Source organism: Myxococcota bacterium (assembly GCA_035498015.1).
In the GTDB taxonomy this organism is placed as follows: domain Bacteria; phylum Myxococcota_A; class UBA9160; order SZUA-336; family SZUA-336; genus VGRW01.
Window position 1 is genome coordinate 36142 of sequence record DATKAO010000018.1, and the last position, 13426, is coordinate 49567.

Below are 13426 nucleotides of genomic sequence, written 5' to 3' on the forward strand. Positions count from 1 at the left end.
GGTGGCCTCGCCGCTGCTAGGCATCCCGGGCGCGCCTTTCGTTCCGGTCGTGGTCCTCTCCAGCAGCGACCGCGATGTGGCAGGTGCGCGCGCGCCGCCCGCTTCCCGTCGATCTGCCTGAAAGAAGTCGTCAGTCACTCTGAGGCTTTCTCTTTTTTTCGGAGGATGCGATGGGACCCGCACGTTCGGTGTCTCGCGCGGCGGTGGCGCTGGCCGCACTCGCCGCTCTCTCGTCGCCGGGCCTGGCTCGCGCCGAGACCGACTCACAACAGATTGCCGCCCTGAAGCAGGAGCTCGCCGCCACCAAAGGCGAGCTGTCTCGCACCCAGTCCGCGCTCGAGGCGCTCGAGCGCAAGGTCGACGCGCTGGGCGCCGCGCCGGCAGCCGCTGCGCCGGCGCCAGTCACTCCGAGCGACACCGCGCGGCTCGCGCCGGTGAACGCGGACAACCCGGCGATCAGCTTCGTGATCGACGCCCAGGCCGGTACCAACACGCAGGGAAATGACGGCGTCGGCTTCCTGCTGGGCACGGGCGAGCTGTTCATCTCGGCGCCGATCGACCCGTTCCTGCGCGGCTACGCCAGCATCAACGGCACGACCGACGAGGGCTTCGACATCGAGGAGGCGGCGCTGGTCACGACGGCTCTGCCGGGGAACCTCACCGTGAAGGGCGGGCGTTTCTTCGCCGACTTCGGGCGCTTTCCGCACTGGCACGACGAGGCGCTGCCCTTCGTCAAGCGGCCCGACTCGATCGAGCGCTTCATCGGCGGCGAATCGAAGTCCGAAGGCGCCGAAGTTTCCTGGCTGGCGCCCATGGACCAGTATCTCAACGTCAGCGTCGGGGTCTACAACTCCGTCGGCGCCGAGCGCTTCGAGGATCCGGCCATGTTCGGCGAGGACAAGGGCCAGCGATCGTTCAGCGAGCTGACCTACCTGGTGCATCCGACGACCTACTTCGACCTCACCGACACGCTGAATCTGGAGCTGGGCGGGACTTACCTCAGCGTGCCGACCGGTGCGAAGCGCGGCCTCTACGGCCTCGACGCGACGCTCCGGCACCAGCCGGGCACGAGCGAGTTCTACCAGGGGACCGACGTCGGCGTGGAGTGGCTGTGGAGCACCGAGCGCTTCGTGAACGCCGAGCTCGAAGACGGTGGGACCGTCTCGGGCCGCTTCCGGCGCGACGGCGGCTACGCGTACTTCGAGAGCTTCTTCGGCCGGCGCTTCTCGGTCGGTGGGCTCTTCGACTACGCCGAGAACCTGTTCGGGCCCAAAGACCTGCAGCGCACTTACTCGGCCTTCATCACCTGGAAGCCGTCCGAGTTCCAGCGGCTGCGGCTGCAGTGGGACGACGTGGGCATCGACGGTCCGGACAACCAGCGCTTCACGCTGCAGTGGACCGCCTTCATCGGGAGTCACAGCCATGGTTTCTCGCAGCGTTAGCGCCGCCCTCGCGGCGGCAGTCACTTGGAGTCTCGCGCTCGGCGCGGCAGGGGCGCTGCGCGTGGTCGCGTCGCTGCCCGACGTGGCCGACATGACGCGTCAGATCGGCGGCGACCGGGTCGACGTGACCACCATCGCCGAGGGCGGCCAGGACCCGCACAAGGTCCCGGTCAAGCCCTCGTTCGTGACCAAGCTGAACCGCGCCGACGCGCTGGTCGTGCAGGGGCTCGGGCTCGAGCACGCGTATCTCCCCGCGCTGATCGAGGCTTCGCGCAACCCGAAGATCGCGCCCGGCGCGGCCGCGTACATCGACGCGTCGCTCTACGTGCAGCCGCTCGAGGTGCCGGAGAGTCAGAACCGCGCGCAGGGCGAGCTCCACCCCTTGGGCAACCCGCACTTCAACCTGGACCCCGGCGAGGGCAAGCAGATGGCGCGCGCGATCGCCGAGGGACTCACGCGCGTCGACCCGGACGGCGCGGCAGCCTACGCGGCCGGCCTCGCGCGCTACGAGAAGACGCTCGACGACAAGATCGCCGAATGGAACCAGCTGGCGGCGCCGCTGCGCGGGCTGAAGGTCGTTTCCTATCACCCCGACCTCGTGTATCTCGCGCGGCGCTACGGACTGGAGCTGGTGGGCACGATCGAGACCAGGCCCGGCGTGCCCGCCACGCCGGGTCACATCGCGGAGCTGGTGGCCTCCATGAAGCAGAAGAAGGTGGAGCTGGTGGTGCGCGAGGTGGCCTACGAGCTGCCGCTCGCCCAGGAGGTGGCCGAGCAGGCGGGCGCGAAGGTGGTCACGCTGTCCACGCTCACCGGCGGCCTGCCCGGCTCGGGTCCGACCTACATCGACTTCGTCGACGCCAACCTGCGCGCGCTGGTCGCCGCCGCGAAGCAGCAGGCCGGGAGTCACTGAGTGGAGGAGGAGCTGATCCGCGTGGAGCGCGCGACGCTGGGCTATCCCGGGCGCGTGGTGCTGCGCGACGTGTCGCTCGCGCTCCGCCCCGGCGAGTTCGTGGCGGTGCTGGGCGCCAACGGCTCGGGCAAGACCACGCTCTTGCGCAGCCTGCTCGGCTTCCTGCCGCCGCTGCTCGGCCGCGTGGAGCGCGCGGCCGGGCTGCGCGTGGGCTACGTGCCCCAGCGCGAGACACTCGACGACCTGTACCCGCTCACCGCGGGCGACGTGGCGCTCATGGGCACCTACGCCGACGTGCCGTTCTGGCGCCTGCTCGGCGCAGGCGAGCGGGAGCGCGCGCGGCGGGCGCTCGCGGCTTGCGGGGCGACCGGCTTCGAGCGGCTGCGCTACTCGGAGCTCTCGGGCGGCCAGCGCCAGCGCGTGCTGATCTCGCGCGCCCTGGCGACCGAGCCGCAGCTGCTCTTGCTCGACGAGCCGACCGCGGGCGTGGACCACGAGACCGAGCAGGCGATCGTGCGCGTGCTGGCCGCCCTGCGCAGCGAGCGCTCGCTGGCGGTCTGGATCGTGACTCACCATGCCGAGGCGGTGCTCGGCGCGGTCGACCGCGTGATCCAACTCGGCGCCGGCACCGCGGCGGAGGTGCGTGCGCAATGAGCGAGCTGTTCTCACCGGACTTCCTGTTCCGCAACGCCGTGTACGGGGGCTGGATCGTGTGCGTCCTGTGCGCGCTGCTCGGGGTGTACGTGGCGCTGCGGCGCATGGTGCTCCTGGGCCTGGCGCTGCCGCAGGCCGGCGCGGCCGGCATCGCGTTTGTGTTTCTCGTGACCCACCACGTGCACGGCGACGCCGGCGGTGCGCACGGGGTCGCGCTCGCGGGCTCGCTGGCCGCGACCTTCGCGGCGCTCGGACTCCTGGTCGCAGGCGCGCGCGGCTCGCGCACGCCGGTGGAGTGGCGCATCGGCGCGGTGCTCGCGGTGGCCTCGGCGCTGACCCTGTTCTGTGTCTCGCTGAATCCGAGCGGCGACCTCGAGATGACGAGCCTGCTGCGCGGCGAGCTGCTCGCCATCTCGGACCGCGACCTGGCGGTGCTGGCAGTCACCGCCGGGCTCGTGCTGGTCGGCTTCGTGCTGTTCCGCCGCGACCTCCTGCTGGTCTCGTTCGACCGCGAGTTCGCGCGCACGGTCGGCAAGAGCCCGACCCGCTGGGACGCGTTGCTCTACGCGCTGCTCGGCGTGGGCATCTCGGTCGGCGTGATGACGGCCGGGCCGATGGTGGTGTTCGGGTTCCTGGTGCTGCCGGCGCTCGCCGCGCTGCGCGTCACGAGTCGCCTGGCGGCGACCTTCGCGCTCGCGGCCGCGATCGGCAGCGTGTGCGCGCTCGGCGGCTTCGAGATCTCGTATCGCGCGGACCTGCCCGCAGGCCCGGTGTACGTGCTGCTCGCGGCGGCGATCTGGCTGGCGATCAGTGGCGTGGCGCGGCTGCGGCGGCGGCGCGCCGTGGCGAGAGCGCTCGGGCTGCTGCTCGCGGCGCTGCTCCTGCCGGGCTGCGCGACGACCCGCGGAACGGTGCTTCCGCCGCTCGAAGGCCGCTCGGTGGCCGTGCTGCCGTTCCGCAACGAGACCGGCGCGAGCCTGCGCCTGGCCTCGCCCAACCCGCTCCAGGAGGTGACTCGCGCGCTGGGCCGCGCCTCGGCCGATCCGCCCGCGACCGTGCTCGACGTGCTCGAGGCCAGCGCCGTGCGCGAGCTCGCGCAGCGCGGCTACCGGGTCGCGCCGAGTGACTTCCCGCCCGTGAATCTCGTCGGCACGCTCTACGTCTTCGACCGCCCCGCAGACGAGCCGCTGCGCGTCCGGCTCGAGCTCGAGCTCGTCGACCCGGCCGACGGCTCGGTGCTGTGGCGCGGCGGCGCACGCCGCCCGGTGCCCGTGCCGGCCGCGCAGACGCTGGCCGAGGTCGCGCAAGATGCCGCGCCCAGCATCTTTGCCGAGGCCTTCGCGGCGCACTGACTCGCGCTTGCCGCGCCTCGGGCCCCGTGGCACGTTCGGGCGCGCATGGACCTGCAGCGCCCGAACGCGGAGCTCCTGCTGCGCGCCTACGCGCGCGGCATCTTTCCCATGGCCGACCCCGGCACGGGCAGCATCGACTGGTACAGCCCCGACCCGCGCGCCGTGATTCCGCTCGACGCCTTCCACGTGCCCAGGAGCGTGCAGCGCGTGGCGCGCTCGGGTGCGTTCGAGATCCGGAGTGACTCGGAGTTCGAGGCGGTGATCCGCGCCTGCGCCGAGCCCCGCCCGGGCCGCAAGCAGACCTGGCTGAACGAGCGCCTGATCCGGCCCTACGTCGAGCTGCACCGCAACGGTTTCGCCCACAGCGTGGAGGCCTGGCGCGACGGGCAGCTGGTGGGCGGCTTGTACGGCGTGCACGTCGGCGGCGCCTTCTTCGGCGAGAGCATGTTCAGCCGCCCCGAGACGGGCGGGCGCGACGCCTCGAAGGTGTGTCTGGTGCGGCTCGTCGAGTGGCTGCGCGCGGGCCGCTTCCACCTGCTCGACACCCAGTTCAAGACGCCGCACCTGGCGCGCTTCGGCTGCGTGGAGATCCCGCGCGGAGAGTATCTCGAGCGGCTCGCGCAGGCGCTCGAGCGCCGCGGGCGCTGGCCGCACGAGCCACCTCCGCCCCAGGGCCGCGACTTCAAGTAGCTTCGGGGCGGTTCCGATGCGAGCCCATGGCGAGCTTCATGGCGATGGTCGTCGCCTCGCTCGTGGGGCTCGGGCTGCGCGACCCGTTGGACGGGCTGTTCGGCGTGGTGCCCGGCGAGGCGCTCGGGCTGGTCGTCGGCTTGGTGGTGTACTTCTACGCGCGCCGCTGGCTTCGCGAGCTGCGCGGAGAGTGAGTCGACCTAGCGCTCGGGATCGAACTCGATGCGCATTTCCTTCACGCCGTTGATGAAGTTCGAGCGCAGGCGGCGCGGCGGCGCGGCCAGGCGCGGGTTCTTCAGGCGCCTCAGCATCTCCTGGAAGATCACGGTCAGCTCGAGCCGCGCGAGGTTCGCGCCCAGGCAGTAGTGCTCGCCGATGCCGAACGCGAGGTGCTCGTTCTCCCGGCGCGTCACGTCGAAGCGGTCGGGGCTCGCGAACACGTCCTCGTCGCGGTTCGCCGACGGGTACCACATGACCACCTTGTCGCCCTCGCGGATCTTGCGCCCGCGGAGCTCCGTGTCTTGCGTCGCGGTGCGGCGGAAGTGATGCACCGCGGGGTCGAAGCGCACGAACTCCTCGACCGCGCCCGGCACGAGTGAGGGGTCGTTGGCCAGCATGCGCAGCTGGTCCGGATGGTCGAGCAGCGCCTTCATGCCGTTGGTCGTGACGGTGCGCGTGGTCTCGTTGCCGGCCACGAGCAGGAGCAGGAAGAACGAGCAGAACTCGAGCTCGGTCAGCTTCTCGCCGTCGATCTCCACGTTCATGAGCGTGGTGGTGAGGTTGTCCGCGGGGTGATTGCGGTAGTACTCCGCCAGCTTCATGGCGAAGCCGAACATCTGCGCCGAGGCCGCGCGCGCGTCTTCCTCGGTGTTCTGATACTCCGGATCGTCGAAGCCGATCAGCTTGTTCGACAGCTCGAAGATCAGCTTGCGGTCTTCCTGCGGCACTCCGACCAGCTCGCAGATCACCTGCAGCGGCAGCTCGGCGGCGAGCTCCTCCACGAACTCACACTCGCCGCGGTGCGCGACCTGGTCGACGATGCGCTTCGAGAGCGCGCGCAGATACGGCTCCTGTTTCGCCGTCATCTGCGGCGTGAAGCCGCGCTGCACCATGCGCCGGAACTTCACGTGCTGCGGCGGATCCATGTTGAGCATGATCATGCGCATGCCCATGAGCGCGGCCTCGTCGCGGTCGGGGATGTTCGTGCCGCCGCGCCACGACGAGAACAAGAGCGGGTTGCGCGAGACGTGCTTCAGGTCCTCGTACTTGGTCACGCACCAGAAGCCGCGTCCGCCGGGGGTCTGCTCCTTGTGCCAGTGGACCGGGTCCTCGCGCCGCAGCTCCTTGAACCAGTGGTGCGGGGTGCCCGCGACGAAGTTGTCCGGATTGTCGAGGTCGATGTGTTCGAGGGCCAACGGACGTCCTCCAGCGTGCGCGATTAGAACACGTTCTACTCGCACTGGCAACCGTTCGGTCGATTGAGAGCAGCCCGATCGCGTGTTCCAATCGTGGCATGCCGAGCCCCCACGCGATCGTCGAGCGCGACGGACACGTCCTGGTCGTGACCTTGAACCGGCCCGAGGCGAAGAACGCCCTCTCGCCCGACATGTTGTGGCGTTTGTACGAGGCGTGGCGGCTGCTCGACAGCGACTCCGAGCTGCGCTGCGCCGTGCTCACCGGCGCGGGCGGCACGTTCTGCGCCGGCGCCGACTTGAAGACGATGGGACGCGAGCAGCCGGACGCGGAAATGCAGAAGCGCATGCAGGAGGTGCCCGACCTGCACTGGCAGGCGCTGTTGCGGCACAACCGGCCGATGAAGCCGATCATCGCTGCGGTCGAGGGCTACGCGGTGGCCGGAGGCACCGAGATACTCCAGGGCACCGACATCCGCGTCGCAGGAGACAGCGCGACCTTCGGAGTCACCGAGGCCAAGCGCGGGCTGTTCCCGCTGGGCGGCTCGACCGTCCGCCTGCGCCGGCAGATCCCGTACACGCTCGCGGCCGAGATCCTGCTCACCGCGCGCCACGTGAGCGCGCAGGAGGCCAAGGAGTTCGGCCTGATCGGGCGCGTCGTGCCGGCCGGCTCCGCGCTCGAGGAGGCGCGCAAGATCGCGGCGCAGATCTGCGAGAACGGCCCGCTCTCGGTGCAGGCGATCTTGAAGTCACTGCGCACGCTCGACGAGTCAGTCCCCGAAGCGGTCGCGCTCGAGAAGGAGCTCGAGCTCGGCTGGCCCGTGTTCGCCAGCGAAGACGCGAAGGAGGGACCGCGCGCCTTCGCCGAGAAGCGCAAGCCCGTCTACAAGGGGCGCTAGGCCCCGCGACTCACTGACCCGCGGGCGGGGTCGAGGCGAGCACCTCGCCGATGCGCTCCAGATGGCGGGCGGCGGAGCCGAGCGTGAGCTCGATCTGCCGCGTCCACAGATAGGAGCGGTGCAAGGGGTAGTCGAGGTCGACGCCGATGCCGCCGTGCAGGTGCTGCGCAGCGTAGGTCGAGAAGTTGCCGCCGTCGGCGGCCCAGATCTTCGCGACCGAGACCGCGAGCGCCGCGGGCCGGCCCTCGGCCAGCAGGAAGGCGGCCTGCTGCATGGTGAGCCGCATGGCTTCGATGTTCACGTACGCGTCGCCCGCGCGCTGGTGCACGGCCTGGAAGCTGCCGATCGGCCGGTCGAACTGCTTGCGCTCCGAGGTGTAGGCGGCGGTCATGCGCAGCGCCCGGTCGGCCACGCCGACCTGCATGGCGCACAGGCCGGTCACCGCGCGCTCGCCGATCCAGCGCGCGATCTCGCGCCCGCGCGCGATCGTGCCCAGCAGGTCCTGTGACTTCGCCTTGGTGCGGCGCAGCGTGAGCGTCGCGACCGGCTCGCGGCTCGTGACTCGCTGGGGCTCGAGCTTCACGCCTGGCGCGTTCGGGTCGATCCAGAACCAGCCGATGCGGCCCTGGCCGGTCGCGGCCGGCACCAGCACGCGCGCCGCGTGCTGGGCGATCGGCACCGTGAGCTTGGTGCCGGTGAGTCGCCAGCCCGCGCCGTCGCGCTCGGCGCGCGTCGAGGGGCGCTCGAGGTCGTCGGAATCGGGCTCTTCGAGCGCGGCGGTGAGCAGCGTCTCGCCCGAGATCACGCCCGGGAGCCAGCTCTTCTTCTGCTCGGCCGAGCCGAACTGCGCCAGTGGCAGCGCACCCAGCACGACCGTGGCGAAGTAGGGCACCGGCGCCACCGTGCGGCCGACCTCTTCGAGCACGAGACACAGCTCGAAGAAGCCCAGGCCGCTGCCGCCGAACTCCTCGGGCAGGCAGGCGCCCACCAGGTTCGCCTCGGCCAGCGCGCGCCACAGCTCGCGGTCGATGCCGTCGGCGCTGGCCTCGATCGCCTTCAGGCGCTCGTGGGTCGCGCGGTCCTGCAGGATCTTGCGCGCCAGCTCGACGAGTGACTTCTGGTCTTCCGAGAGTGCGAAGTTCATCGCGCGCTCACCCCTTGTAGTGCGGCATCTGCAGGCCGGCCATCGCGATGATGTCGCGCTGCACCTCGTTGGTGCCGCCTCCGAAGGTCAGGATCAGCGCCGAGCGGTACATGCGCTCCAGCCGCCCGGCCAGCACGGCGCCCGGCGAGCGCCGGTTGATCGCCGCCGCGGGGCCGATCACCTCCATCAGCAGCCGGTAGGCCTCGACGAAGAACTCACTGGCGTAGACCTTCACGGTCGAGGCCTCGGCCGGGTGCAGCCGCGAGTGAGTCAGCGTCCAGGCCTGCTTCCACAGCATGAGCCGCAGCGCCTCGGCGCCCGCGTAGCAGCGCGCGAGGTTGCGGCGCACGAACGGCTGGTCGATCACACGCCGGCCGTCGGCGAGCTTGGTCGACTGCGCCCAGCGGCGCACGTCGTCGGAGAGCCTCTCGAACGGCCCGATCGGGAACAGCGACACGCGCTCGTGGTTGAGCTGACTCGTGATCAGGCCCCAGCCGTTGTTCAGCCCGCCCACCAGATAGCGGCCGGGCACGCGCACCTGGTCGTAGAAGGTCGCGTTGGTGCGCACGTCGGAGACGGTCCAGATCGGCGTGAGTCGGAAGCCGGGCGAGCTCGTCGGCACGATGAACATGGAGATGCCGCGGTGCTTCTTCGCGTCGGGATCGGTGCGGGCCGCGAGCCAGATGTAGTCGGCGAAGTCGGCCAGGCTGGTGAAGGTTTTCTGGCCCTGGATGATCCAGTCGTCGCCGTCGCGCACCGCGCTGGTGGTGAGCGAGGCCAGGTCGGTGCCGGCACCCGGCTCCGAGTAGCCGATCGCGAAGTTCAGCTCGCCGGCAAGAATGCGCGGCAGGAACTCGGCCTTCTGCTCCGGCGTGCCGAACGCCATGATCGTCGGGCCGATCGTGTTCAAGGTGAGGAAGGGCAGGGGGAAGCCGGCGCGCTGGATCTCGTCGGCGAACAGGAACTGCTCGAGCGGCGTGCGGTCCATGCCGCCGTATTCCTTGGGCCAGCCGACGCCCAGCCAGCCGTCCTTCCCCATCTTCTTCATGGCGCGGCGGTACTGCGGCCCGCCGCCTTCGCCGCCCGCGGTCAGCTCGGCGACGAGCTCCGGAGTCATGAGCTTGGCGAAGTAGGTGCGGAGCTCGTCGCGCAGCGCGCGCAGCTCGGGGGTCAGATCGATGTACATGGGCTCTCCCGTCGGAGAGCCATTAGAACGTGTTGCAAAATAGAGGGCAAGCGCGCCCGTCTCATGTTCGGGCCTCAGCCCGCGGCGGCGGCTCTCTTCTTGCGGTGGTCGCGCTCGCGGCGCGCGATGGCCGCGAGGATCACGCCTTCGCGGATGCCCCAGTCGCTGATCATCATGCCGGGCAGGCCGAGCGACTGGAGCACGGTCGAGAGGATCAGCGCGCCGGTCGGCAGCAGGTCGGCGCGGCGCGAGTCGATGCCGACCATGTCGAGTCTCTCTTCGTGGGACGAACGGCGCAGCCGGCTCGCGAGCTTCTCGAGCTGGTCGGCCGAGACGAGCAGGCCGCGCAGCGCGCCGTTCTCTTCCTCGAGCAGGAGCCGGCCGAGCGCGCGGGCGGTGCCGCCCGCGGCGATGCAGCGCACGGGCGCGAGCGCCTTCACGCGCGACACGAGCGGCGCGAGCGAATCCTCGACCCGCTGGCGCAGGGCGCGCGCCTCGCCGCCCGTCATGGGGTCCGAGGGCGCGAGCTCGCTCTGCAGGCGAGTCACTCCGAGCCGCAGCGTCTCTTCGAAGCGCAGGTGCTGCGCGTTGCCGACCGCGAGCTCCAGGCTGCCGCCGCCCAGGTCGAGCCCGAGCGCCGGCTCGGTGCCCAGGCCGACGCGGCGCCGGAAGGCCGAGAAGATCAGGCGCGCCTCCTCCTGGCCGGAGAGGATGCGCACGTTGGTGCCGAGCGCGCGCCCGAGCTGCTCGGCGAGCTTGCGCCCGTTCCTGGCGTCGCGCAGCGCCGCGGTCGCGATCGCGTGCATCTGCTCCGCGCCCGCGCGCTGCGCGGCGCGGCCGAGCCGGCGCGCTGCGTCGACCGCGCGCTCGCAGGTCTCGGGCGGGATCAGCCCGTCGGGTCCGATGGCCGCGCCCAGGCGCAGCATCTCGCGCTCGCGCGCGACGCGCTCCAAGTGACCGTCGGGCGTGGCGTCGGCGACCATCACGTGGAAGGACGTGCTGCCCAGATCGGCCACGCCGACGCGCACTCTCTCGCCCTCGGCGCCGGTGCCGAAGGCGTGCTTCGGCGGCGGGAGATACGCGACGCGCAGCGTGTCGCCCAGCGTCCCCTGGAACACCCAGGTCGCGCCCTTGGGCACGCCGCCGCCGCCCTCGAGCTCGAGCGCCCCCGGCCAGAGTCTCTCGACGAGCCCGGGAATCAGATCTCCGTGCGAGCACAGCGCCACCGGCCGGTTGCCGAGTGACTGGATGAGCGACATGGCGTCGCCCATGCTCGAGCCTTCACCGAGCCGCGGATCGATCTCGACCGGCAGGCCGAAGCGCGAGGCGAGTGGCTCGACCGTCTGCCGGCAGCGCAGCGCGGGGCTCGAGATGACTCGCGCCAGTGGCACGCCGTCGAGTCTCTCGACCAGGCCCATCGCTTCGGAGTGACCTGCGGCGGAGAGAGGCCGGAGCACGTCTTCGTGCCACCACGATGCTCGGCTCTCCGCTTTGGCGTGCCGGATCAGGTAGAGCTTCACTGCCGTCCTTCGCCGCAGAACGTAATGCGTTCGCGGCGAAAGCGCTCAGGTCGAAGGGGCGAGTGAGCGCTCCCGGGCCAGCCGTTGGAAACGTTCGTGTGACGTCGGCGTGGCGGTCTCGCGCTTGGACCACACGCCGTCCGGCCCGAGCGACCACGCCAGCGCATTGGGCGCCAGGTTCACCTCGAGCAGCTCCTCGAGGCGCGCCTGCAGCGCCGGGTCGTCGACCTGCGCGAGAGTCTCGACCCGTTTGTCGAGGTTGCGGTTCATGAGGTCGGCCGAGCCGATGTAGTAGCGGGCGTTGCGGCCGGGCTTGCCGAAGCGGTACACGCGCGAGTGTTCCAGGAAGCGGCCGAGCACCGAGCGCACGCGGATGCGCTCGGACAGGCCGGGCACGCCGGGGCGCAGGCAGCAGATGGCGCGCACGGAGAGGTCGATCTCGGTGCCCGCGGCCGATGCGGCGTAGAGCGCCTCGATGATGGTCTCGTCGGAGAGGTTGTTGACCTTGATCGCGATGCGACCGTCGCCCGACTCCGCCTCGCGCCGGATCTCTTCCAGGAGCCGCGGCCGCAGAGTCACCGGCGCGACCAAGAGCTTGCGATAGCTCTGCGGCCGGCCGCAGCCCGTCAGGTAGTTGAACAGCTCCGTCAGGTCCTGGCCGAGCTCGGGCCGCGCCGAGAGCAGGCCCACGTCTTCGTAGGTGTCGGCGGTGATCGGGTTGTAGTTGCCCGTGCCGATGTGCACGTAGCGGCGGATCTGCGCGCCCTCGCGCCGCACGACCAGCGCGATCTTGGCGTGCGTCTTCAGCCCGACGATCCCGTACACCACGTGCACGCCGGCCTGCTCGAGGCGCCGCGCCCACTCGATGTTGGAGCCTTCGTCGAAGCGCGCCTTGAGCTCGATCAGCGCCACGACCTCTTTGCCGGACTGCGCCGCGCGCATCAGCGCGCGCACCAGCGGGTTGTCGCGGCCCGAGGTGCGGTAGAGCGTGTGCTTGATCGCCAGCACGTCGGGGTCACTCGCGGCCTCGGTGAGGAACGCCTCGACCGAGGTGCGGAACGAGTCGTAGGGGTGGTGCAGCAGCACGTCGCCTTCCGACACCACGCGGAAGATCGAGATCTTGCCCTCGTCGGACTTGAGCCGCGCCGGAGTCTGCGGCTGCCAGGGCTCGTCTTTCAGGTCGGGGCGGCTCAGCCCGTACAGCGCCCATAGACTGGCGAGGTCGAGCAGGCCGTCCATCACGTACACGTCGTCGGGCGTGAGCTCGAGCTCGGAGACCAGCACGTCGCGCACCTTCGACGACATGGTCTTGTCGACCTCGAGCCGCACGGCGTCGTTCAGCCGCAGACGCCGGTGCAAGCCGGACTGGACCGCCGCGAGCAGGTCGCGCGCCGCGTCTTCGTCGACGGCGAGGTCGGCGTCGAGCGTGAGTCGGAACGGGTGGTGCGAGACCAGCTCCATGCCGGGGAAGAGTGACTCGAGGTTCGCCGCGATCAGCTGCTCGACCGGCAGGAAGCGCTCGCCGTCGGGCAGCGCGTAGAAGCGGGGCAAGAGCCGCGGCACCTTCACGCGCGCGAAGCGGTTCTCGCCGCTGGCGGCGTCGCGCACCACGACCGCGAGGTTCAGCGACAGGTTCGAGATGTACGGGAACGGGTGCGCGCGGTCGACCGACTGCGGCGTCAGCACCGGCAGGATCTCGTCCTCGAAGATGCGCGCGAGCCGCGAGCGGTCGATCTCGTCGAGCTGGCTCCAATCCACGATGCGGATGCGCTGCTCGGCGAGCTTGGGTAGGAGCTCCTTGTGCAGCAGGCTCTCCTGCTCGCGCAGCTGGTCGAGCACCTGCGCGCGCGCCTCGGCGACCTGCTCGCGCGGGCTGCGCCCGTCGGCTCCCGGCTGGGTGACCCCGGCGTCGATCTGCGCGTGCAGACCCGCGATCCGCACCTGGAAGAACTCGTCGAGGTTCGCGCTCACGATCGCGAGGTACTTCACGCGCTCGAGCAGCGGCTGCGCGGGATCCTGCGCCAGCGCGAGCACGCGCTTGTTGAAGTCGAGCCACGACAGCTCGCGGTTCAGGAAGCGAGCCGGGGGGGCTGGGCTCGCGGAACCGGTTGCGGAAAGGTCGCCGGGCATCGGCTCTCCGGGGGAGGACATGGGTGCGGGAACGGTACCGAGACCAAGCCCGGTTCTGGCCCCCCATCTTACGACATTCGGGTG

12 protein-coding genes are annotated in these 13426 nt (G+C 70.8%); 7 read left to right on the plus strand and 5 right to left on the minus strand.

All coding sequences use genetic code 11. The annotated features are described in order from the left end of the window. Nucleotides 1-170: 170 nt before the first annotated feature. From VMR86_01480 to VMR86_01505, 6 genes are read left to right on the plus strand one after another with little or no spacing between them, the layout of a single operon-like run. Nucleotides 171-1442 (plus strand): hypothetical protein, encoded by a 1272-nt coding sequence (locus VMR86_01480; protein HTO05700.1) that lies wholly within the window; start codon nt 171-173, stop codon nt 1440-1442. Continuing rightward, nucleotides 1423-2355 carry a metal ABC transporter substrate-binding protein gene (locus VMR86_01485; GenBank protein HTO05701.1) on the plus strand — a complete coding sequence of 311 codons (933 nt, stop codon included), beginning with the start codon at nt 1423-1425 and terminating at the stop codon, nt 2353-2355. The genes VMR86_01480 and VMR86_01485 overlap by 20 nt, the downstream gene beginning before the upstream one ends. Further along, on the plus strand, nt 2356-3009 hold the full coding sequence (locus VMR86_01490; GenBank protein HTO05702.1) for an ATP-binding cassette domain-containing protein: 654 nt from the start codon (nt 2356-2358) through the stop codon (nt 3007-3009). After that, nucleotides 3006-4361, plus strand: coding sequence for an iron chelate uptake ABC transporter family permease subunit (locus VMR86_01495; GenBank protein ID HTO05703.1), 1356 nt, complete (start codon nt 3006-3008; stop codon nt 4359-4361). The genes VMR86_01490 and VMR86_01495 overlap by 4 nt, the downstream gene beginning before the upstream one ends. A gap of 45 nt (nt 4362-4406) precedes the next feature. Further along, on the plus strand, nt 4407-5051 hold the full coding sequence (gene aat, locus VMR86_01500) for a leucyl/phenylalanyl-tRNA--protein transferase (protein HTO05704.1): 645 nt from the start codon (nt 4407-4409) through the stop codon (nt 5049-5051). Nucleotides 5052-5077: 26 nt separating this feature from the next. Beyond that, nucleotides 5078-5245 carry a hypothetical protein gene (locus tag VMR86_01505; protein HTO05705.1) on the plus strand — a complete coding sequence of 56 codons (168 nt, stop codon included), beginning with the start codon at nt 5078-5080 and terminating at the stop codon, nt 5243-5245. 6 nt (nt 5246-5251) lie between these two features. Here VMR86_01505 and VMR86_01510 read toward each other — a convergent pair whose 3' ends face one another. Beyond that, entirely contained in the window at nt 5252-6466 is a 1215-nt protein-coding gene (locus VMR86_01510) for a cytochrome P450 (protein HTO05706.1), read from the minus strand. 98 nt (nt 6467-6564) lie between these two features. On the opposite strand from VMR86_01510, the gene VMR86_01515 reads away from it, so the two are divergent. Further along, nucleotides 6565-7362 (plus strand): crotonase/enoyl-CoA hydratase family protein, encoded by a 798-nt coding sequence (locus VMR86_01515; protein HTO05707.1) that lies wholly within the window; start codon nt 6565-6567, stop codon nt 7360-7362. Between the two features lie 10 nt (nt 7363-7372). Here the strand turns inward: VMR86_01515 and VMR86_01520 are convergent, their stop codons facing one another. From VMR86_01520 to ppk1, 4 genes are all read right to left on the minus strand, one after another. Then, a complete protein-coding gene (locus tag VMR86_01520; GenBank protein ID HTO05708.1) occupies nt 7373-8506 on the minus strand; it encodes an acyl-CoA dehydrogenase family protein in 1134 nt (377 codons plus the stop codon). A gap of 7 nt (nt 8507-8513) precedes the next feature. Then, nucleotides 8514-9692 (minus strand): acyl-CoA dehydrogenase family protein, encoded by a 1179-nt coding sequence (locus VMR86_01525; GenBank protein ID HTO05709.1) that lies wholly within the window; start codon nt 9690-9692, stop codon nt 8514-8516. Between the two features lie 74 nt (nt 9693-9766). Beyond that, on the minus strand, nt 9767-11212 hold the full coding sequence (locus tag VMR86_01530) for a histidine phosphatase family protein (protein ID HTO05710.1): 1446 nt from the start codon (nt 11210-11212) through the stop codon (nt 9767-9769). Between the two features lie 45 nt (nt 11213-11257). Then, the gene (ppk1, locus tag VMR86_01535) at nt 11258-13342 is read right to left on the minus strand and encodes a polyphosphate kinase 1 (GenBank protein HTO05711.1); all 2085 of its coding nucleotides are present in this window, start codon (nt 13340-13342) and stop codon (nt 11258-11260) included. Nucleotides 13343-13426 lie beyond the last annotated feature (84 nt).